At 35.2% G+C, this 21,497-nt stretch carries 16 protein-coding genes; 8 read left to right on the top strand and 8 right to left on the bottom strand.

Features of this window, described 5'->3' with window-relative positions:
- Window positions 1-3: 3 nt before the first annotated feature.
- Complete coding sequence (locus FUA22_RS00645; protein ID WP_147765568.1) at window positions 4-1,014, bottom strand: zinc-binding alcohol dehydrogenase family protein; 1,011 nt, start codon at window positions 1,012-1,014, stop codon at window positions 4-6.
- 242 nt (window positions 1,015-1,256) lie between these two features.
- On the opposite strand from FUA22_RS00645, the gene FUA22_RS00640 reads away from it, so the two are divergent.
- Window positions 1,257-2,282: a LacI family DNA-binding transcriptional regulator gene (locus FUA22_RS00640; protein WP_147765567.1), complete on the top strand. Its 1,026-nt coding sequence runs from the start codon at window positions 1,257-1,259 to the stop codon at window positions 2,280-2,282.
- Here the strand turns inward: FUA22_RS00640 and FUA22_RS00635 are convergent.
- Complete coding sequence (locus tag FUA22_RS00635; protein ID WP_147765566.1) at window positions 2,272-3,441, bottom strand: DUF4861 family protein; 1,170 nt, start codon at window positions 3,439-3,441, stop codon at window positions 2,272-2,274. The two genes, FUA22_RS00640 and FUA22_RS00635, sit on opposite strands and share 11 nt — an antisense overlap.
- 18 nt (window positions 3,442-3,459) lie before the next feature.
- Window positions 3,460-4,299 (bottom strand): 5-dehydro-4-deoxy-D-glucuronate isomerase, encoded by an 840-nt coding sequence (gene kduI, locus FUA22_RS00630; protein ID WP_147765565.1) that lies wholly within the window; start codon window positions 4,297-4,299, stop codon window positions 3,460-3,462.
- Between the two features lie 140 nt (window positions 4,300-4,439).
- On the opposite strand from kduI, the gene FUA22_RS00625 reads away from it, so the two are divergent.
- Genes FUA22_RS00625 through FUA22_RS00605 form a run of 5 tightly spaced genes read left to right on the top strand, consistent with a single transcriptional unit; the run spans window position 4,440 to window position 10,597 of the window.
- Entirely contained in the window at window positions 4,440-5,243 is an 804-nt protein-coding gene (locus FUA22_RS00625) for an alpha/beta hydrolase family protein (RefSeq protein WP_147765564.1), read from the top strand.
- A gap of 2 nt (window positions 5,244-5,245) precedes the next feature.
- A complete protein-coding gene (locus tag FUA22_RS00620) occupies window positions 5,246-6,262 on the top strand; it encodes a LacI family DNA-binding transcriptional regulator (protein ID WP_147765563.1) in 1,017 nt (338 codons plus the stop codon).
- 17 nt (window positions 6,263-6,279) lie between these two features.
- Window positions 6,280-7,467, top strand: a complete 1,188-nt coding sequence (locus tag FUA22_RS00615; RefSeq protein ID WP_147765562.1) for a glycoside hydrolase family 88 protein — start codon at window positions 6,280-6,282, stop codon at window positions 7,465-7,467.
- Window positions 7,468-7,473: 6 nt separating this feature from the next.
- Window positions 7,474-9,027 (top strand): DUF4955 domain-containing protein, encoded by a 1,554-nt coding sequence (locus FUA22_RS00610; RefSeq protein WP_147765561.1) that lies wholly within the window; start codon window positions 7,474-7,476, stop codon window positions 9,025-9,027.
- Window positions 9,028-9,031: 4 nt separating this feature from the next.
- A complete protein-coding gene (locus FUA22_RS00605; RefSeq protein ID WP_147765560.1) occupies window positions 9,032-10,597 on the top strand; it encodes a sulfatase family protein in 1,566 nt (521 codons plus the stop codon).
- 58 nt (window positions 10,598-10,655) lie between these two features.
- On the opposite strand, the gene FUA22_RS00600 is transcribed toward FUA22_RS00605, so the two are convergent.
- On the bottom strand, window positions 10,656-11,363 hold the full coding sequence (locus FUA22_RS00600) for a SusE domain-containing protein (RefSeq protein WP_147765559.1): 708 nt from the start codon (window positions 11,361-11,363) through the stop codon (window positions 10,656-10,658).
- Window positions 11,364-11,367: 4 nt separating this feature from the next.
- Window positions 11,368-13,962: a right-handed parallel beta-helix repeat-containing protein gene (locus tag FUA22_RS00595; protein WP_147765558.1), complete on the bottom strand. Its 2,595-nt coding sequence runs from the start codon at window positions 13,960-13,962 to the stop codon at window positions 11,368-11,370.
- A gap of 560 nt (window positions 13,963-14,522) precedes the next feature.
- On the opposite strand from FUA22_RS00595, the gene FUA22_RS00590 reads away from it, so the two are divergent.
- Together FUA22_RS00590 and FUA22_RS00585 are read left to right on the top strand one after the other, a co-directional pair.
- Window positions 14,523-15,284 carry a helix-turn-helix domain-containing protein gene (locus FUA22_RS00590; RefSeq protein WP_170309811.1) on the top strand — a complete coding sequence of 254 codons (762 nt, stop codon included), beginning with the start codon at window positions 14,523-14,525 and terminating at the stop codon, window positions 15,282-15,284.
- Window positions 15,285-15,411: 127 nt separating this feature from the next.
- Window positions 15,412-17,148, top strand: a complete 1,737-nt coding sequence (locus FUA22_RS00585) for a sodium:solute symporter family transporter (RefSeq protein WP_147765556.1) — start codon at window positions 15,412-15,414, stop codon at window positions 17,146-17,148.
- 12 nt (window positions 17,149-17,160) lie between these two features.
- Here FUA22_RS00585 and FUA22_RS00580 read toward each other — a convergent pair whose 3' ends face one another.
- Genes FUA22_RS00580 through fucP form a run of 3 tightly spaced genes read right to left on the bottom strand, consistent with a single transcriptional unit; the run spans window position 17,161 to window position 21,460 of the window.
- Window positions 17,161-19,065, bottom strand: a complete 1,905-nt coding sequence (locus tag FUA22_RS00580) for an outer membrane protein assembly factor BamB family protein (RefSeq protein ID WP_147765555.1) — start codon at window positions 19,063-19,065, stop codon at window positions 17,161-17,163.
- 17 nt (window positions 19,066-19,082) lie between these two features.
- Window positions 19,083-20,096 (bottom strand): cytochrome-c peroxidase, encoded by a 1,014-nt coding sequence (locus FUA22_RS00575; RefSeq protein WP_147765554.1) that lies wholly within the window; start codon window positions 20,094-20,096, stop codon window positions 19,083-19,085.
- Window positions 20,097-20,131: 35 nt separating this feature from the next.
- Window positions 20,132-21,460, bottom strand: a complete 1,329-nt coding sequence (gene fucP / locus FUA22_RS00570) for an L-fucose:H+ symporter permease (RefSeq protein WP_147765553.1) — start codon at window positions 21,458-21,460, stop codon at window positions 20,132-20,134.
- Between the last annotated feature and the right edge of the window lie 37 nt (window positions 21,461-21,497).

Raw genomic sequence — 21,497 nt, 5'->3', positions numbered from 1 at the left:
TTTTTAATTAAAATTTACAGTTGCTTTCATAACACCTGTTTCTGGCTTTAACCAGCTATCAAAATTCTCAATCATTTCTGTAAATGGCACATTGTGCGTAATAAAAGACTCTGTTGGGAATTGATTTAAAACGCTAATTACATGCTCAAAATCTTCAGTAGTTGCATTTCTACTACACATTAAAGTCATTTCTTTAGCGTGTACTTTTGGATGCGTATACGATAATTCACCTTTTGATAAACCAACCAACACAAAGCGCCCACCATGAGACATATAATCAGGGCAAGATTCTAAAGCATATTTATTACCTGAAGCATCAAATACCGCTGTACATAAATCTCCATTAGTGATTTCAGACACTTCATTAACCGCATTCTCACCCGCCTTCACAATATAGTCTACACCTATTTTTTCTTTAGCATATTCTAAACGTTGCTCATTCATATCAATGGCAATTACCTTTGCACCGGCAATTTGAGCCAGTTTCATGATACCAATCCCGATAGGCCCACAGCCCACAACTGCAACAATTTCTCCCGGTTTAATATCTGCTCTTCTAATGGAATGAGCTCCGATTGCCAAGGGCTCAACAATAGCCATTTCATCATTACTTAAATTATTAGCAGGTAATAAAATATCTGCTGGCACCGTAATTTGTTCTTGCATACCGCCATCACCATGAACACCTAAAACTGTAATATTAGTACAACAGTTAGTTTTCCCATTCCTACAAGCAATACACTCTCCACAACTTACATATGGCATCACCACAACCTTATCGCCAGCTTTAATACCTCTTTCATTTTCTCCAATTTCTAAAACTTCGGAAGCCAACTCATGACCCAAAATTCTAGGATATGTAAAAAATGCTTGATTACCGGCATAGGCATGTAAATCTGTTCCACATATCCCTACTTTATTAATCTGTAATAAAGCTTCTCCTTCTTTTCTAATTGGTGCTTCTTTTTCCTGTAAAAGAAATTCTCCTGGTTTTTCGCAAACAATGTATTTCATCTGTTTTCCTTCTTTTATTAATTCGGTTAGATAAAACCTTAAAGGTTTATCTTAAATAATATGACTTTTTAATTTGTTCCAACGATTGAACAAGTCTTTATAAAACATAACCAGAAAACCATCTAAACCTTTACTATTATTAAGATAGTTTAAATTCAAACAGTTGAAATAGGTTTTGTTTTTTTGAAAAAAGTCCCTACTTTTGTTCAATCGATTGAACAAAAGTATAAAAATATTTTACAATCAAGAAGAAAACTACCATAAAAGATATTGCCGAAGCATTAGGATTAACACCATCAGGTGTTTCAAAAGCCCTAAATGACCATCCTAGAATTAGTGATAAAACGAAAAAGGATGTTAAAAAAATGGCTAAAAAACTTAATTATCAGCCTAATCATTTGGCCAGCGCCTTGCGGAAAGGAAAAAGTAATTTAATTGGAGTTATTATACCTAGAAATAACAGTAATTTCTTTTCTTCAGTTGTTGAAAATATTGAAGGTGTTTTAAACGAAAAAGGCTATAATGTCATCATTGCTCAATCTAATGAATCACACGAAAAAGAGTGTGATTGTATAGATGCACTTTTAAGCGCACAAGTTGATGGTATAATTGCTTCGATGGCCAATGAAACCACAAATTTAAAATACTACAAAAAAATAAAAGAAAAAGGCACACCATTAGTGCTTTTTGATAGAGGTGAAAACGCCTTAAATGTAGACTATATTTGCATTGACGATTACAACAGTAGCCTTAAAGTTGTAGAACATTTAGTAAATCAAGGGTGCAAGCGTATTGCCCATATTGCAGGTTCTAGTAATATTAGAATATATAAGGAACGTGAAATTGGTTATAGAGATGCTTTAAAAAAGTACAATTTACCTATAGAAGACGAACTTATTATTGAATGTAATTTAAGACTTGAAGATGGCAGGCGTATTATGAAACAACTTCTTGAACTTGATGAAAAACCCGATGCGGTTTATGCTTCCGGTGATTATGCTGCCTTAGGTGCCTTACAAGTGCTTCAGGAAAACCATATTAAAGTTCCTCAAGATATTGCTCTAATTGGTTTTAGTAATGAACCTTTTACTTCTTTTGTATCACCAGCTATTTCAACGGTAAACCAGCATAGTGAAGCTATGGGTAAACTAGCTGCAGAAACTTTTTTAAATCGTATAGAAAATCCAGACGAAAAGGTCTCCTTGAACAAAATCACATTAAATACGGAGTTAATTATTAGAGAATCTTCTAATAAAACTAATTCTTAACCAAAGTCACGGACAAAGGATTAGCTGCCTTTTTCGCAAAAGCACTTAAATATTGTTCCCAAGCATATTGATTTTCAAATTGCTTGCTTTTTGACCAAGTAAAACCTGTATAATAAACCACCTTATTATTAACCGCTTTTAAATGCATAAAAGCATTACTTAGGTCTTTCTCTTCAGTATCATATTTTTCATTTCCGCTATAATAAACCGGCGTAGATACAATGGCAGTTCCTAATTCAGCATCGGCATGTGGTTGCCAATAATTTAACCACGTTTCATCTTTATGAGAAGTTATAGCTCCATCTTTTTCATGAAGCGTTAATCCTGCGGAAATATTGTCAACTCCCTCAAGAGTTACTTCAAATTTAGAAAGATTATTTCCGTAATCTAAGCTAATTACTCTTGATTCTTTTATAAGGTTCCCTTCTGGCCCCCAAACATCATATTCAATCCAAAAGCTTGTTCTTATTGGCCCTGTAGTAATTGTTTTGTACTTGGTGAAGTTCTTAGAAATGTAATACGTACTATCCTTTTTAAAAGCTAAACCACCTACACCTCTACTTCTTCCAACATGAAAATTATCTAAACCTTCACCATGATCTTTATGATATGATGCTTTTCCAGATAAATCGTTTTTATACCACTTATTAATAATTGGATATTCTACCTTCTTTAACCATGCATCTACTCCACTAGACAAAGTAGCTTTGTCAAGTTTATTTTCAAATCTATATTGTGCGTCCGGACCAAAAACTCTAAATGCTACTCTATTATTTTCCCAAGTATAATCATCTGTTCTTTCGGGCACAAAACGTGAGTAACAAATTGCTTCAGCGCTATCAGATACAGCATCTACAACTTCAAAAGTTTTTGTTGAATTCGCAGAAATATCGGGTTGAAACAGTAAAACATCATTAGTGCCATCTCCATCATTATCTACTAACTGAGACGTTAAAATTTTGCCGGTTTTAGAATCTTTTATTCCCAAACCTTCAAGATTTTCAACATTCAAAAAAGATTTTGAAAGTTCTATAGTTTCAAATGTTCTATCTAATTCAAGTGAGTTCGTCACTTGAAATTTCACACTTTCCTTTTTTTGATTACAAGAAATCAAAATACACAAAAATGATACTACATAAAATAATCTTAGAACTTTCATATCTTTAAATTTTAATATTTATCTTAAATCTGGAATATTAGCTGTATCCATATCAGAGTAGTCTAAGTTCTCACCTGCCATTCCCCAAATAAATGTATAATTACTTGTTCCTGAACCAGAGTGAATAGACCATGGTGGCGATATAACAGCTTGTTCATTTTGCATCCAGATATGTCTAGTTTCATCTGTTTGCCCCATAAAATGGCATACCGATTGACCTTCAGGAACTTCAATGTAAAAATATACTTCCATACGTCTGTCATGAACGTGTGCTGGCATAGTATTCCATACACTTCCAGATTTTAATGAAGTCATCCCCATTTGTAATTGACAAACATCAACAACACTGTTTACAATATACTTTCTTAACGTACGTGCATTGGCAGTTTCTGGTGCTCCAAGCTCAACCACTTCAACGTCATTAGTTCCTATTTTTTTCGTTGGGAATGCTTTATGTGCTGGTGTTGAATTCAAATAAAACTTAGCAGGATTATTTGAAGACTCACTAGAAAAAACAACTTCTTGGTTCCCTTGACCAATATAAAGCGCCTCCTTATTATCCAATTCATAAACAGTACCATCAACAGTAACAGCTCCCTTACCCCCAATATTTATAATTCCTATTTCTCTGCGCTCTAGAAAGTACTCAGATTTTAATTCATCAACAGTTTCTAAAGTAACATCATTTTTAGGAACCACACCTGCAACCATGAATCTATCATAATGAGAATACACCCATTTTATTTCATTTACAGTCATTACTTCTTCTACCAAAAACTCATCTCTAAGCTCCTGAGTATCCATTCTTTTTACTTCTCTTGGAGAAGCAGCATAACGCACTTCGCTATTTTTAATCATAATTACATTTATTTTTTGCACGGTAAAAATACTAAATAATTTTAAAAATACAATCGATTGTATTTTTTAATATTTCCTTATATTTGTTATAGCGCAATTTTATTTTTGAATTATCTTGTGCACCACGACTAAACTTTCAAATGAAACTATATCTCTTCTTTACCATTGGTTTCCTTACCCTTTCCTACGGGCAAAAACATAATCCTACCTCATGGAAAAGCTTTGAACGTCATAACCTAAAGTTTGAAAACAGAGAAGCTAGAGTTATCGTTCCAAATAAAGCATTAGAAGGAAATCCATGGATTTGGAAAGCTAGGTTTCCTAAATATCATGCTGGAATTGATAGTACTTTGGTTGCAAAAGGTTTTCATCTGGCATATATAAATACCGATAACATGTTTGGTTGTCCTGAAGCTGTTAAAATAAGAAATAGATTTTACGATTTTATTGTTTCAAAATATAAACTTCAAAAGAAAGTTGCCTTACATGGACATAGTAGAGGCGGTCTGTTTACTTATAATTGGGCTAAGAAAAATCCAGAAAAAGTAGCCTGTATTTATGTTGATGCACCGGTTTGCGATATTAAAAGTTGGCCCGCAGGTTTTGGTACTAGTAAGGGCTCAAGAAAAGAATGGGAAATTTTAAAAAAAGAATATGGTTTTAAATCGGATGAAGAAGCCAAGGACTATAAAGATAATCCCTTAGATAATTTAGAACAACTAGCTAACGCCAAAGTGTCTATTTTGCACACCATTAGTTTAAAAGATGAAGTTGTTCCTCCTGAAGAAAACTCCATCAAATTGGTTAACAATTATATCAGATTAGGAGGAAAAGCAACCATTTACCCTTGTGTAGAAGGCATTCAAAAATCTAATGGTCATCATTATGATATTGACAACCCTAAAATTGTGATAGATTTTATAAAACGTAACACTTTAAAGTAAGTATGAAAAAAAACGAACAGGTTACCATACATGACATTGCAAGAGCTTTAAACATTGATAGTTCTACTGTATCTAGAGCGCTTAATGATAGTCCACGAGTTTCTTCTAAAACAAAACAAAAAATACTTGATAAAGCTTCAGAATTAGGGTACCAACGCAATATTTTAGCATCTAATTTACGTACTAGTAAAACCAATACTATTGGTGTTATTGTTCCAAGGATTTCGCGTAATTTCTTTTCCAGTGTCATTTCCGGAATTGAAGAAACAGCGCAGGAAGCAGGTTACAGTGTTGTAATTTGTCAGTCTTTCGAAAGCTTTGAAAGAGAACAAAAGCTGGTAGAAACTTTATTAGCAAACCGGGTAGATGGCATTTTAATCTCGGTATCAATGCAAACCGAGTCTTACGATCACTTAAAAGCCTATTTAAATCACGGTGGTTCTATAGTGTTTTATGACAGACCTTGTCAACTAGAAAATTGCTCTAGCATCAGCATCGATGATTATAAGGCTAGCTTTCAAGCTACAGAACATTTAATACAAAATGGCTGCAGGCATATTGTACATTTTTCCGGACCACAAATCAACGATTTGTATAAAAACAGAAAACAAGGTTATGTTGATGCCTTAGAAAAACATGGTATTGATTTTAATGAAGCTTATTGTTTAGAATCAAAACTATCAGAAAATGATGGAGTGGCTCATGCCAAAAAAATCCTTGAAATGGGTAACGTTGACGGCATATATTCTTCTAATGACACAGCTGCCATTAGTGCTATACAATATTTAAAAACTCAGGGAGTAAATATTCCAAAGGATATTGCGGTTGTTGGTTTCAACAATGACCCCATTTCCTCCGTAATAGAACCTAGTTTAACCACTATAAATCAACCTGATTTTGAAATGGGGACTATCGCATCCAATTTACTAATCAATAAAATAGAAAATAAAAATACAAGTAACGAATCAAAAATTTTAGACATTGAACTAATTATTAGAAACTCTTCGAAACACAACTAAAACTAAACTACTACTTCATGAAAACAACTTATGCATTTTTGCTCTGTTTAGCCTTAATATTATTTTCCTGTAAAGAAGAAAAAAAGGTGATCCAGGACAAAGAAACACCCATTCAAAAAGCAGAAAAACAATTAGCTTTATTATTACTAGATGCTGAAAAAGCAAACCGAATTCCTAGAACCTTAGACAAAGAAGGTAACATGCACTGGAGCAATCCAAAATTTGATTGGACCGAAGGCTTCTTTCCAGGTAGTCTCTGGTATTTGTATGAAGAAACCAAAGATGAAAAATGGAAAGCAGCCGCTGAGAAATTTCAAGCATTGTTTGAAGACCACAAATACAAAACAACAAATCATGATCTCGGATTTATATTTAATTGCTCCTATGGAAATGGTTATAGATTAACAAAAAATGAGGCGTTTAAAGATGTCATGATTACAGCAGCCGATTCTCTATTAACCAGATTTAATCCTAATGTCGGATGTATTAAAAGTTGGGATGTTGATAGCGGCTGGCAAGCCGAACGTGGTTGGAAATTTCCTGTTATTGTTGATAATATGATGAATTTAGAATTGCTTTTTAACGTAAGTGAATTCACTGGCCTTTCAAAGTATAAAGATGCTGCCATCACACATGCCAACACTACCATTAAAAACCATTTTAGAGAAAACAACAGCTCTGTACATGTTGTAGATTATGACCCGGAGACTGGAGCAGTAAGAGGCAAATACACAGCTCAAGGTTTTGCAGATAGCAGTTCATGGGCACGCGGACAAGCTTGGGGGATATACGGATATACGGTCTGTTATAGATTCACCAAAGACAAAACCTATTTAGAACAAGCCGAAAAAATAGCAGCGTATATTTTAGGTTTTGAAGGCACTCCAGAAGACGGCATTCCTTACTGGGACTATCATGCTGCAAATATTCCGAATGAACCGAGAGATGTCTCAGCTGCTGCAATTACGGTTTCTGCCTTATTGGAATTAAACGGGTATTCTAAGAATGACTATTCTAAATCAATTGAAAAAATAATGACTTCATTAGCTTCTGATGAATACACCGCCAAAGTTGGTGAAAACAAACATTTTATTTTAAAACATAGCGTTGGTAGCATTCCTCATGGAAATGAAATTGATGTGCCGTTAAATTATGCCGATTACTATTACTTAGAAGCTTTAGGTAGATATAAAAACTTAAAATAAACAGTCATGAAAAATATATGGATATTAAGTTTACTATCATTCCTAGTTTTTAATTGTACAGCACAACAATCTAAAACAGTTTGGGAAGATTTTGTTGAAGCCAAAAAAACAGGAGAAACTGCCATTTTACCAGATTTCTCATATGTAGGCTATAAATATAGCGAAGAACCCATTCCGCATGTAAATTACAAAACATTTAATGTTACAGATTTTGGTGCTATCCCAAATGATACTCAATCTGATAAGGAAGCTATAAAAAAGGCTGTTTCAGCTGCCCAAAAAAATGGAGAAGGTGTCATTTTCTTTCCAAAAGGAAAATATTATATCAACACCATGGATGATGATTATAGTATCATCAATATAACATCTTCAAAAATTGTTTTTAGAGGAGAAGGTTCCGGAGAAAACGGAAGTATTCTGTTTTTCCAAAGAGACTTCCCTCCTGCAGATCCTAATAAATTATGGACATGCCCTTCTGCTATTAAAGTTGCAAGTAATAAGAAAGACAAGATAATTACCAAAGTAGTGTCAGACTCTAAAAGAGAAACCTTTAAAGTTGAAGTTAAAAATGCTTCAAAAATAAAAAAGGGAGACTGGGTGATTTTAAAAGTTCAAAATAACAGTAAAGATTTGATTGAATATGATTTGAAACCACTTAAACCAGAACCCATTTGGAAATCCATATTAAATGAAGGTGTTAAAATAAATGAAAGACATCAAGTAGCAAATGTTAGCGGTAACACGGTTACTTTTATGGAGCCAATTCATTACGATGTGCAAGCAAAACACAACTGGAGTTTAACCACATTTGAACACCTAGACCATGTAGGGTTTGAAAACTTAGCCTTCGAAGGAAATTGGCTTAAGGAGTTTGTACATCACAGATCTGCACAAGATGATGGAGGCTGGAGCATATTAGATATTACCGATGTGGTAGATTCTTGGATTAAAGATTGCTCTTTTAAAAATGTAAATAATTGTGCAACGTTTTCATCATCGGCTGCTAGTACCGCTCTTTATGTTACTATAGATGGTAAAATTGGCCACAGCGCAATACACGCCCAAGGTTCTACAGGAATCTTATTGGCTAAAATAAATGATAAGGCCGGTATGCATCACTCTGTAGGTGTTGCAGGTGGAAGCAATATTGGAAGTGTTATTTGGAGATCTAAATACCCGCCTCACACTTGTTTTGAATCGCATTCATCACAACCACGATGTACTTTATTTGATAAGGTTGAAGGTGGCTTTATGACCGGACGCGGTGGCGGAGCAAAATTTAATCTTCCAACTCATGGTCGCTATTTAGTGCTTTGGAATTACAAGGAAACTGATAAACCAGAAACTAATTTTGATTTTGTTGCAAAAGATTCTGATTACTGGAGAATTGTACCACCAATAATTGTTGGATTTCATGGATCGGGAACTACATTTAATGAGAAGGAAGTGCAAATTCTTGAAAGTTTAGGAACTCCTGTTAAACCAGAATCTTTATTTGAGGAGCAGCTAAAGCTTAGACTTGGGAAATTACCTAAATGGATAGATGATATTAACGATTAAGATTATGAAGTTTAGAATTTTATTTTTAATAATAATTAGTCTTTCTTTTTTCAATTGTCAAAACAAAAAAGAAGTCGTTAAAACAGAAAACAAAAAACCAAATGTACTGATTGTTTTCCCTGATCAATTGAGGCGCTACAGTGCCGGTTTTTGGTCTGAAGCACCGTACAAGAATCTAGCACAAGGAATGGGCGATCCGGTTGTTACACCAACTATGGATAAGTTGGCAAAAAACGGCATAGTTTTTACAAATGCAGTCAGCAATTTTCCTTTATGTAGTCCTTATAGAGGGATGATGCTATCTGGCAGATATCCAGAGCAAAACGGCATTTGGAATAATTGTAAGGTTGGACGTAATGAAAGTTTACGAGATGACATTGAAACTATTCCAGATTTGTTTTTTAAAGCTGGTTATAACACTTCCTACTTTGGTAAATGTCATTGGTTAAAAAACGATCCTTTGTTTGATGAAAACGGAAATTATATTGGTTCAACAGAAGAACCAGGTGGTCATCATGTGAATGCATATGACACTTATGTGCCTCCAGGAAAATCAAGACACAATATTGAGTATTTCTATCAAGCACTAAAAGACGAGCATTTTAATCCAAGAATATATTCAAACGATCCGTATGCCATTGAAGGTAAAAAAGATGGCGAATTGCATTTACCAAAAATATTTTCGGCTAAAAATGAAGCTGAAAAAATAATCGATTATTTAAAAAACGAAAGAGGACAAAGAGATACTGACAAACCATTTTGTATGATTTGGTCTATGAATCCACCTCACAACCCTTGGGATGATGAAAACACAGATATGGAAACGCTCCATGAACATTATGACATCGATAAATTTCCCGAAATTGATGAGCAGTTAGTTGTTAGAAAAAATGCCGATTTAGAAGTCGCTAATTATGCGCGTCATTACTATGCTAATGTTACTAGTGCTGATAAATATATTGGGCAAGTTATTGACTACTTAGAGAAAATGGGAGAATTGGATAACACCATTGTTCTATTTAGTTCAGACCATGGAGAAATGATGGGAAGCCATTCTAAAACTGGCAAAAACGCATTTGAAACAGAATCTTTAGGCATTCCATTTATTGCACATTGGCCAAAAGGTATCAAACCCGGAATTGAAAATGTTTTATTTAGTGTGCCGGATGTATTACCAACCGTTATGGGGCTAGCAGGTCTTAGCGACATCATTCCATCAGATATTGAAGGATCTAATTTTTCATCATTACTAACCTCAAATAACGAAACTATTGAAAAACCTGAGGCGGTTTTATTAATGCTGGGAAACTCGCGTGGTGTATTAACTAAGAGGTATACTTTATGTGTAAAGGAAAGTAAAAAACCATGGGATAAACACGAGGTTAAAACTATTGATGATGCCTATTTTTATGATAATTTAGAAGACCCTTATCAGAAAAATAAAATCAAATTAGAAGATAATCCAGATGTTTCAGAAAAATTGCTTTCACATTTGGCGAAACTTCTTGAAAAAACTAATGACCCTTGGTTTCAAGAGAAAAAGTATAGTGATTTGATTCCCTATTTATAAACAAAAAAAGCTGGAAAATATTTCCCAGCTTTTTTTGTTTTCATTTGTTTTTACAAGTCTAGTCTGTTGAAAAACTCCAAACTTGTCCGATGGCTTGTCCGCCTTTATCATCCTTTACAACAACCTTCCAATAATAGGTAGTAGCTGCAGTTAAATTAACACTTAATGTTTTATCAGATTGATTATCTCCAACCTTTGTTGTTGGGTCTGTATTCGTATCAAAATACACGTCATATGTTAATGCATCATTGTCAACATCAGAGGCATTCCATTCTAAAGTAGTAGAAGCTGTATTTAAAGCTGTGTCTATTTGAGGCGCAACCAATTCTGGAGAAAACGGCAAATGATTGGTTTCTCCTTCCCCTTCGGTATAAAATTGATAGGTTGAAGAATATCCACTACTAGCATTTTTACTATCAACCACTTTAACACGCCAATAATAAGCAACTCCTTTTTCTAAAGTAACCGTTCTGGAAGTTCCTGAAACAGTAATAGATTCTTCTGTTGATGAAAAGTCATTCTTTTTTGAAATTTCAAGCACATAAGAAATCGCATCTCCATCCGGGTCTGAAGCCGCAGCCCATTTAAACTCTAAAACATTTGTAGTACATAACAAATTATTTGTTGGATAGGTTAAAGAACTCACCGCTGATGGTGCTTTATTTTCAGCAGGTGGATCAATTGGTCCATCATCACCTCCGCCTCCACCGCTGGAGCATGAAGCCATTAAAATTCCAAGTACAACAAGTAAACTGATTCGTTTCATTCTTCTAATTCTTTATAACTTTAACAAAAATAGGTTCTCTATTTATAATTTTAGCAAAATAGATACCTGAAGGACTATTTTCTAAATTAAGATTTACTTTTCCATTATTAATAACATATAATTTAGATGATATTAATTGCGAATGTATGTTATACAATTCTATAAAAATCCTTCCTTCATCAACAGGAAGATCAAATTGGAAAATGCCTGATGTAGGATTAGGATAAGCAACAATACTTTTATAAAAATCGATAGTTTCTATAATTTCACCTTCGCAATCTTTTGAAGATTTTATGCTAACCACATCTCCTTGATTTACAGTTACCGACAAATTTGATGAAGATGTTTGATATAAAAACTCCCCGTTTAAGGATACGTTAAATGGTGCTGTTCCCTGTTCTATACTTAATGAATACGTTTTTTTAGATAAAGATGACTTACCTGTGATATGTGCACCTTCTTGAACCTCTACAACAAAACATTGACTACCGGTACCATCTTTCAATGAAATACATAAATCATAAGTTCCTGGATCAATGTTTTCTAGAGTTTTTTCATTACTAAAATCATAATCAGTTCCATCAAAACTAAACACATAATTCTCTTGATAATCTGCGACAATGGTTACTTTCCCATTATTCTTATCTGGACAGGTCTCAGATGTAGCTGAGATAGTAAACTGCGTATCGAAAATAGACCATGGATCACCTTCACCTGTATCTTCAATAGCATTTACACCGGCTGTCCATCTAGTACCTCCAACTTCATAAGCTCCAATATCAGGAGCACTTCCATTATAGGGCTTTTCAAATCCAGAAATAACGCGCCCCTCATCCATTACAGAGCTACCCGCTTTCGGCATGAAATTTTGATTGTCAGCATCTTCAAATGGAGATTCTGACGTTATAAGATTATCTTGAATATCAAAATCGTTTGCAGTTTCAGAAAACCAATCTCCTACATTAGAAAAATTATTGTAAATCTTATTATTCTCTTGCACATAGCCATTAACCCATGCATCCATAGCGCGTTCTGCATTCCATATGGTATTATGGTAAAAATCTAAATGGGTATTATTCCAATTTACTTGATAGCCACTCCATGACACATTCCAAACTACATTATGATGTACTGTATAACCTTTGCTATTATTATCTAAATAAATCCCGGCTGCTTTTCCCGGATCACTTGGATTGTGCGAATATGAAGGCGCAGTAGCATCATGAAACCAGTTGTGATGAATCTCGTTATTCTTCAAGTTATTATTTCCAACAGTATAAAATACTCCAGAATCACTATTTATTTTTTGAGATGCTGACACATCATTATAAGCTATTTCACAATTTTGACCTGCTACATACATACCATCTCTTCCGGTATTAAAAATGGTGTTTTTTAATATTTTCATATTGTCACCACTCGTTCTTATCGGAGAAGCGTGTATACCCACATAATCTGTATTACTAATTGTATTCCCTTCAAGTGTACAATCATCGGCAGCCCAACCTGAAATTACAATACCACTTACAGAACTATGATTTACAGTACAACCTTTTATAATAGTATTATCACCTAATACTTCTATAGCTGCTTCACCTACTTGAGCAGATGTATTTGTTAAAGAATCATGCCCCTCACTACCATGAATTACACTACAATTTATTAGTTCATTATTATCGGCATTATTATGAATCTTTATACTACCTCCAAAAAAGTTAATACCTTCTAACTTAATATAATCTCCCTGAATCTGAGCAGCAAACTTTCGGGTAGCATACTCTACCGTTCCGTCTGCTGGTATAGTACCATCAGCTGTTTGTAAATACAGAAGTTTTGCAGAATTATCATAGTACCATTCCCTTGCATGGTCTAGAGCTTCCAATTTATTAAACAGAAACAATTGCCCACGATTATTTCCTGGGTAATTCCTCCAGGTTTGTGGATTATGTGTGCTAAAAGGCCACTTTGAGGTATCAACCGCAGTAAAATCTATTCTAGTTGAAGAACTTGATGTAATTGTTCTGGTCCAACTTGCACCAGAATGCGCACCAAAATAATACACCAAACCTCCAGTCCAATCAATATTTTGAATGCCACTTACTACAAAATGATTACCATCACCGTCATCAACAGGATGACAATCTACGGTCCAACGATTATTATCGGTGTTATTTGGCCATCTGGCTAAATCCATATAATTCTCATTATGGTAAACTGCTCTAAATCGTCCATTATCACCATCTTTTACTTGCATATCAACACTGGTCTTATAAATATTGTCATTATGCAATTGCCAACCATTTAAAGCTTTAGTGGCTCTAATTTCCACATCCGCTCCAGCCGCTGCCTTAAAGGTTAAATAATTACCTACTGTTCCGTTTTTGTTTATAATCAGTTCTTCTTCATAAACTCCTCCCTTAATGACACAAATATCTCCTGCAGCCATTTCAGAAACTGCTTTACTAAAAGTTGCAAAAGGACTAGCCTCAGTACCAGAATTAGAATCATCACCATCTGTTGCCACATAAAAAGTGGTTTGGGCAAATAATGAAGAAACTGAAAAAAGAATTAAAAAGAGTAATAGTAGTGTTTTTTTCATCTGCAAGTTTTTTGGTCTTGCAAAGTTAATTTAGAAACAAACCCTCTTAAAATCTATAAGTACAACTAATAACTAATAATGTGCAACAAATGTTCATGGAAAAATATACTGGAGCCTAGAAACCCTAATTATTTATGTTTTATTTACTAAATTCCCGCTCCAATTTTGCTAGTGTAATAACATAACTGGTGTTAAATTGAATAGGACAAGCAATAATAATGAGTCAACAATTTCCTCAAATACTAAACCATTTTTACACTTTTGGATTACTGAATATATTTCTATTATACATTCTGATTCTTGCCTACTCCGATAAAAAAACATTGCTTTGGTATGGGGCATTCGTCTTGTCAATTGGCCTCGAACTCTTTAATTACTTAGGTTTAAACTTTCTATACAATTACTCTACAAACTTAACCTTAGCCTATTTACCGTGGATAGCATTTGTTCCTATTTCACTATATAAATACGTTTTATTAAGGCTGAACGTTAACGGTAAAAATCAGAAAAGAAATTTTCGCTTTATGCTCATAACGTTCTTTACTGTCTTTTTGTATTTTATGATAAAATCATATTATGTACTCTTAGGTGATTTAAATTTAAGAGACCAATTTTTCTTAACCGAATTCACCTATCCAAAAATTGAATACTGGATTAATGGTGCGATTATTATTACCATGGAAATCACAGGTATATGTCTAACTTTTACAATCATCAAGCCTTTTAAGTTGAATTTTAGAAACGATGTTTATATACTATTAGCTTTTCTTTTTATAATCACTACAATTCACATTATTTCCTTCATAGACTCAATCATTTCTGGACCAGCCCTCATTATTTCAAACCCAAATAACTTCTACCTCACTGTACTCACCATTTTAGGTCTGATTATTTCGTACCGGAAAATTCTTGGACTGAATTACAAACCAGAATCATTACAACAAAAAACAGTTAATGAAAAGACAAAATCTGATAACTCACAATTAAAAATAATCGAAGAAAAGATTTTAGTTGTTATGGAAGAAGGAGATCTTTACAAAAACCCAAAATTACAACTCAAGGATTTGAGTAAAGCGGTCAAAACATCCGATAATTATATTTCTGAAGTCTTCTCCAAACAACTTGAAACCAACTACTATGATTTCATTAATAGTTATAGGGTGGAAGAAGTCATCAGACTCATGAAATTAGAAACACATATAGACTACAAACTCATGGCCATAGCCAAAGAAGCCGGATTTAACTCCAAAACCACCTTCAATACTGCCTTTAAGAAATCAACCGGCCTAACACCATCGCAGTACAGAAAACAACTTTCCTAATAGCCGTTTAGACGTTCGCTTAAACTTAGCCGAACTTCTTTTTTTCTTAGACAAACCACTACATATCCAATTGATCCCTTCCAAGCAACTAACTCCTGTATTTTTGGCCAAAACCAAAGTACTAAATATGCTTTTATCTAATCTGGACCTCGTCGTTTTATTTACTTATTTATTGGGAATTATGGTTTATGGCCTTTGGATGTCCCGCGCAAAAAACAAAAATGTATCCGATTATTTCCTCGCTAGCAAATCCTTACCTTGGTGGATTGTTGGTGGGTCTTTAATTGCCTCTAATATTTCAGCAGAACAAATATTAGGCACCAACGGTTCTGGGTACGCCATTGGATTGGCCATTGGTGGTTACGAATTGATGTCGGCCCTTACACTCATTTTGGTTGCCAAATTCCTGCTTCCAGTATTTCTGGATAAAGGGATTTATTCCATTCCCCAATTCCTGCAAAACCGATTTGACGACCGGGTTAGAATATGCTTTAGTTTTATTTTGGTCATACTTTATGTATTTGTAAATATTTCATCCATTTTTTATTTGGGTGGATTGGCGATTTCCAATCTAACAGGCATACCCATGCTAGCAGGTATCTTAGGATTAGTTATTTACTCAGCCAGTTTCTCCATTTTTGGAGGTCTTAAAGCCGTGGTCTGGACGGATGTTATTCAAGCAGTTGTTTTGTTAATTGGAGGATTAATAGCCGCTGGTGTAGCTTTGGCAGCTCTAGGTGATGGAAGCGTTATAAATGGTGCCATTAGCTTATATGAGTTTGCTCCCGAAAAATTTGAAATGATATTAGGAAAAGATCATAAGCATTTTGACAGCGTTCCTGGAATAAGCGTTTTGGTTGGCGGTATGTGGATTGCCAATCTTTACTATTGGGGTGGTAATCAATTTATTATTCAGCGTGCCTTGGCCTCAAAAAACATCAAGGAAGCCCAAAAGGGGGTAGCCTCGGCTGCTTTATTAAAACTTTTAATGCCTTTAATTGCGGTTATACCTGGTATGGCTGCTTTTGCCTTACAGGCCGATATTGCCAAACCCGATCAAGCTTTTCCTTGGGTGTTAAGTGAATTGGTACCTATTGGCATTAAAGGACTTGTTTTTGCCGCTTTAGTAGCCGCCATTGGGAGTTCTATTAGTTCTTTGGTGAATAGTGTTTCTACCATTTCCACGCTCGATTTATATAAACCATTGATAAAAAAGAATGCAACGGAAAAACATTTGGTCAAAGTTGGAAAGATAACCGCTGCCGGGGCTCTAATTGTTGGTATGCTTACAGCCCCTTTTTTAGGTATGTTAGATCTGGATCAAGCTTTTCAATTCATTCAGGAGTTTTCGGGGTTTATTAGTCCTGGAATTTTTGTCACTATAATATTTGGTTTATTTTGGAAACGTACCAGTGCAAAACCAGCACTTTGGGTAGCCCTTTTATGTGTACCCCTTTCGGTTGGGCTATTTGCACTAACAGATTTACCTTTCTTTTACCGCATGACCATTTCGTTTGTGGCACTGTCTACGCTCATAGTCATCCTATCTTATTTTGACAAAATAAATATTGAAGACAATCTATTGGACATTAAACCTGGCATGATCTTACTAGGAAGCATGTTATTAATATCCATTCCTTTTTCGCTTAGGGTGTTAACGGGAGATATTGAACTTCCGCTTTGGCTAGGAGGGGTGACCCTTTTCTTGAACCTATGTTCTCTGTATTTTATCTTTGGAAATAAAAGAACCAACCCTAAAGCCATTCAAATTAACACGCTATTGTTTAAAACAGAACGCTCATTTAATGTAATGGGGGTTCTCGTAGTTTTAGCGCTTGTAGTTATTTATGGATTCCTTAATTAAAAGTGGACACTGCTAATCGCCAATACAAATAATCTCTTTCATGGTTCTATGATAAATATGTCCGTTGGCAAAACTTAAGGAATTCACGCTCCAGGTCGCTCCTTTTGGGCCAAGGTCATTTACAGCAATTAAAGCCGATTCATCAAAGGTATCGGCTTTTGAATCAAGAACATAAACAGTCCCCAAGGCGTTGGTAAAATAAATGTAATTATTAATCATGGTTGGTGAACCTAAAAAGCACTTTTGAAACCCATCACCCCTAGTTCTTGGGTCACCGGTATGCAATTGCCCTTGTGAATTCAAACCATCATTTTTTTGGGGCTGCCCCCAAATAAAGTTACCATCGTTATCAATATCATGTGGCAATTCTATTTGTTCGTTTTTACCTGTTTCCGTGTTGTGCTTAGCCATAAAAGGTTTGTAACGCACCATATAAAACAGGTTATTACTTGCCATAATATTGCAATGACGTTGGTTTTGATGATGAATTAATTTCACATCCTTTTTAAGCTCGTACTTGCCTGTTTCAACATTGAACACATATTGGTCTACTATATTTAATTGCTTTTTGTCAATTTGTTGTCCTGTTTTAGAATCAACGGTTACATGATCATCTCCCGCCAAAAACCAAGACACTTTATTCGCATCCCAATGCTGAGTACTTAGAGCTCCCCAACCTGAAATTTTGTTGGTTTCTGTTGGCTCCCAATTCCAAATAGCATTCCCCTGATTTTCTTTTTCCAGACTTATCAAAGTTAAACCTACGGGACGTTCGGGTACTTCGTGAGGTCCTCCTCTACCAATCATCACCGCTGGTTTTCCATCAAAAGTCTCTCCAACAATTGGTGTATTGTAATGTGTTAACGCCTCTTTGGTAACCCAAACGCGCTCTCCTGTATGCTTATTAAAAGCATGTAAATAATTCCATTCTTTAATTCTGCTGTTATCATCTGCTGCTGGGGGCTCAACATTTAAGATCAAATCATCGAACATAATAGAATCAAATTGTTTGTTAAATGGCCTCCCTGTAGATGGCATCCAAGTACGTTCCCAAACCATATCTCCATTCATGGTAAAACAAGCCATTCCGCCACTGGCATTAATGGCCCACACATGTTTCCCGTCGGTGATAGGGCAAGGTGTTGTAGCATCACTAAATCCGTAGTTGTAATCGCTACTTATTTCCCCTTTAACTGTTTTTCGCCATAGTTCCTTCCCGTTATTGGCATCTAAACAGAGTAACACAATATCTTTGGCAGAGGCGCCACCGCGTTTTAATTTCTTTACTTTTTCAAATTCTGAATTTACTGTTTTCAATGCTTCAGATTGCTCATGCACATAGGTACTGTATTTCTTAAAATGTTTGATATAAGCTTTTCCAATGGGTTGCTTTCGCATTAAATTAGCTTTTACGGTAGGCTTTTCCAATTCTGAAACGGACTGATAATGTTTATGATTTTTTAGGAAATTTTTCCATTGAGTTTCAGGTTCTTTTAAGGCTTTTTTCAATTTTAAATACTGCCTATCATTCTTTGCTTTTAACACCTCTTCAACTTGATTAAAAAGAGATTCATAATTTGTTTCGGCAATTGCATACAACTCAAGAACTTCTGAATATTTAGGGGTATCAATTGGCGGATTTATTGTAAGAAACAATTTATCATTCCAAACGGCAATCCCGCTTTGACCACCTTCTTCTAAAGTCTTCTTCCATTTAATATTTTCTCCTGTTCTAACAGACCATTTGGTTGGAACATCTAAGTTGGTTTCAACTTTCCAGCTCCCATTTGGCCCACCAGACATAGGCCATTGATTCTCACTATTGGAAATGGTTGTGATGCTTTCCTGATTTGTACCGCAGGAGAACCAAAGGACAAAAACACTTAAATAGGCTGCTAATTTGATTATTCGATTCATTTTATCAATTTTATTAATTATTGGGGCAGACTTGGTTTCTTAATATATTCCATGGGAAGGTCTCCTGTTAGGGATTTTAAAAATTCTTGTATTTTAAGCGCTTCTTCATTGGTAATTACCAATCCGCGTTCGTACTTCCCCATAAGCTTAATCGATTCCACTAATGTTTCACCGGATACGTCATGGAAATACGGTGCTGTTTTATCTACATTTCTTAAGGGCGATACCCTAAAGAACATTTTATAAGCCGGATTCCTAAACACCTTATAATAGCCCAAATCGGTTTGATTTGGCCATTCTTCTGTTACTCCCAACTTCTGAACCATCTGCCCACCAATATTAGAACCTGTATGGCAGGAATAACAGTTTTTATCATTAAAGACATGTCCGCCCTCTATCTGAACACGAGTCAATGCCGTATCATCTCCTTGAATAAAATCATCAATGGGTGCTGGCGTAACCAAGCCTTGAATGAACATTTGTAGAGCTGATACCGCATTATCAAAAGTTATGGCATCCCCCTCGGGAAAGGACTGTTCGAACAGTGGCTTATAACCATCAATCTGTTCCAATGCATCTACTACTGTGTTTTCACTTTCGGCAGCCATTTCATGATCGCTTATTAGTGACTGTTTCAACTTTTTCCTAATACTTTCAATACCTCCATCTGCATTAAACATAGGTAACGGCGTAATATTATATACTGAGGGTACATCCCTGTATAATGTTCCTTTTGCCTTTTGTTCTAAATAATAGGTACCATTGGTTCCATAGGCGCTTAAATCATGACAACTAAAACAGGATACATTTGTGTTAGTAGACAACCTTTTATCATAAAAAAGCTGCCTGCCCAGTTGTATCTTCAGCAGTTCCTTATTTAAAAAATTGGCATCTTGTGCCACAGGCACGAAATAAGGTTTTAGTATCTCCCTTAAACTATGGGCGTTTTGATTATTGTTAGTTTGGCAGTATCCCAATTGAATACCTGCCAACACAAAAAACAAAACCCAAAAGCTTTTTGAGGCCTTCACAAATCTTAACTTCTTTAAGTGTTTACATTATAAATTTATGCTTCTTTGGTGTATTTTGTATACACTTTTCTTCCATAAATAGCCACAATTAAAAGGCATACAAATGACAAGAAAAAAGAGTATCTCATTTCAGAAACGCCTAAGAACATAGTGTCTTCATAACCAGGTCCACCAAAATCAAGAATAGAACCTTGAATCAACGGCATTAAAGCACCTCCAACAATAGACATCACCAAGAAAGACGACCCAAATTTGGCATCTTCCCCTTGACCGTCTAGTGCAATTCCGTAAATAGTTGGGAACATTATTGAGAAAAACAAAGAGGTAGCTACCAATGAATATATTCCCATCATACCGGGTAAAAAGATGGCTCCTAATACCGTAGTCATTCCACATAAACCAAATATCATTAACAATTTACCTGAATTTATTTTTGAAAGCAATACCGTTCCGGCGGCCCTCCCAATAAGAGAAAAGACATATCCTGCCAAACCATACATGACAGCTGTTTGACTATCTATCCCTAAGGTTTCGGCGTATTGATACACATAGGTCCAACACATAATTTGAGCTCCCACATATACGCCTTGGGAAATCACTCCAAAGGAAAATTTTGGTTGCTTCCATAATCTTTTTACGGAATCTACAAATTTAACTTTGGCTCCATGATGTACACTTTTAGGCATTTTCACCACCGCTATCAGAACAAAAAACAGGGCAACCACTAATCCTAAAACTACATAAGGATTACGAATCACTTGCAAATCTGCGGTTCTAACTGCTGCTTTCGCTGTTTCGGATAGGGTGTCATATATGGGTGTAATTCCATCTTCAGCAAGGTTGTCAGACTGTAATGAACCCAAAACAAAGTTTTGCGCAATTAAAAGACCAGCAATAGACCCCATTGGATTAAACATTTGGGCAAAGGTTAAACGCTGTGTCGCAGTTTCTTCGGCTCCCATTGCCAAGATATAAGGATTAGCTGTAGTTTCTAAAAATGCCAATCCAAATGTTAAAATATAAAGTGCTGCTAAAAAGAAGCCATAGCTTTCCCAAGAGGCTGCCGGGTAAAACAATAAGGCGCCAATTGAATATAAAGCCAACCCAATTAAAACTCCACTTTTATAGGAATATTTATTAACGAATAGGGCTGCCGGAATAGCCATTGTAAAGTAACCGCCATAAAAGGCCAACTGAACCAAAGAAGCTTGTTTATTTGTTAGCTCTAATACTTTTTGAAATCCACGCACCATAGGATTGGTCATGTCGTTTGCAAATCCCCATAGGGCAAATAACGACGTTATCAATATAAAAGGTATCAATAATTGCATACTGACTACCGGTATCTTTTTTTGCTCACTCATTTAATTGGTTTTTAGTGTTTATTGGTTTTTGATTTTT

Origin of the sequence: Seonamhaeicola maritimus (genome assembly GCF_008056315.1) — a bacterium.
Taxonomy (GTDB): domain Bacteria; phylum Bacteroidota; class Bacteroidia; order Flavobacteriales; family Flavobacteriaceae; genus Seonamhaeicola; species Seonamhaeicola maritimus.
The sequence above is the reverse complement of the archived record's forward strand: the minus strand, read 5'-3'. Positions and strand labels throughout refer to the sequence as shown.

What these genes read in the sequence shown, in the direction of transcription:
- FUA22_RS00645 (WP_147765568.1), bottom strand. Translation starts at nt 1,014, where the DNA reads ATGAAATACATTGTTTGCGAAAAACCAGGAGAATTTCTTTTACAGGAA.
- FUA22_RS00635 (WP_147765566.1), bottom strand. Translation starts at nt 3,441, where the DNA reads ATGAAAGTTCTAAGATTATTTTATGTAGTATCATTTTTGTGTATTTTG.
- kduI (WP_147765565.1), bottom strand. Translation starts at nt 4,299, where the DNA reads ATGATTAAAAATAGCGAAGTGCGTTATGCTGCTTCTCCAAGAGAAGTA.
- FUA22_RS00625 (WP_147765564.1), top strand. Translation starts at nt 4,440, where the DNA reads ATGAAACTATATCTCTTCTTTACCATTGGTTTCCTTACCCTTTCCTAC.
- FUA22_RS00620 (WP_147765563.1), top strand. Translation starts at nt 5,246, where the DNA reads ATGAAAAAAAACGAACAGGTTACCATACATGACATTGCAAGAGCTTTA.
- FUA22_RS00615 (WP_147765562.1), top strand. Translation starts at nt 6,280, where the DNA reads ATGAAAACAACTTATGCATTTTTGCTCTGTTTAGCCTTAATATTATTT.
- FUA22_RS00610 (WP_147765561.1), top strand. Translation starts at nt 7,474, where the DNA reads ATGAAAAATATATGGATATTAAGTTTACTATCATTCCTAGTTTTTAAT.
- FUA22_RS00605 (WP_147765560.1), top strand. Translation starts at nt 9,032, where the DNA reads ATGAAGTTTAGAATTTTATTTTTAATAATAATTAGTCTTTCTTTTTTC.
- FUA22_RS00600 (WP_147765559.1), bottom strand. Translation starts at nt 11,363, where the DNA reads ATGAAACGAATCAGTTTACTTGTTGTACTTGGAATTTTAATGGCTTCA.
- FUA22_RS00595 (WP_147765558.1), bottom strand. Translation starts at nt 13,962, where the DNA reads ATGAAAAAAACACTACTATTACTCTTTTTAATTCTTTTTTCAGTTTCT.
- FUA22_RS00590 (WP_170309811.1), top strand. Translation starts at nt 14,523, where the DNA reads ATGATAAAATCATATTATGTACTCTTAGGTGATTTAAATTTAAGAGAC.
- FUA22_RS00585 (WP_147765556.1), top strand. Translation starts at nt 15,412, where the DNA reads ATGCTTTTATCTAATCTGGACCTCGTCGTTTTATTTACTTATTTATTG.
- FUA22_RS00580 (WP_147765555.1), bottom strand. Translation starts at nt 19,065, where the DNA reads ATGAATCGAATAATCAAATTAGCAGCCTATTTAAGTGTTTTTGTCCTT.
- fucP (WP_147765553.1), bottom strand. Translation starts at nt 21,460, where the DNA reads ATGAGTGAGCAAAAAAAGATACCGGTAGTCAGTATGCAATTATTGATA.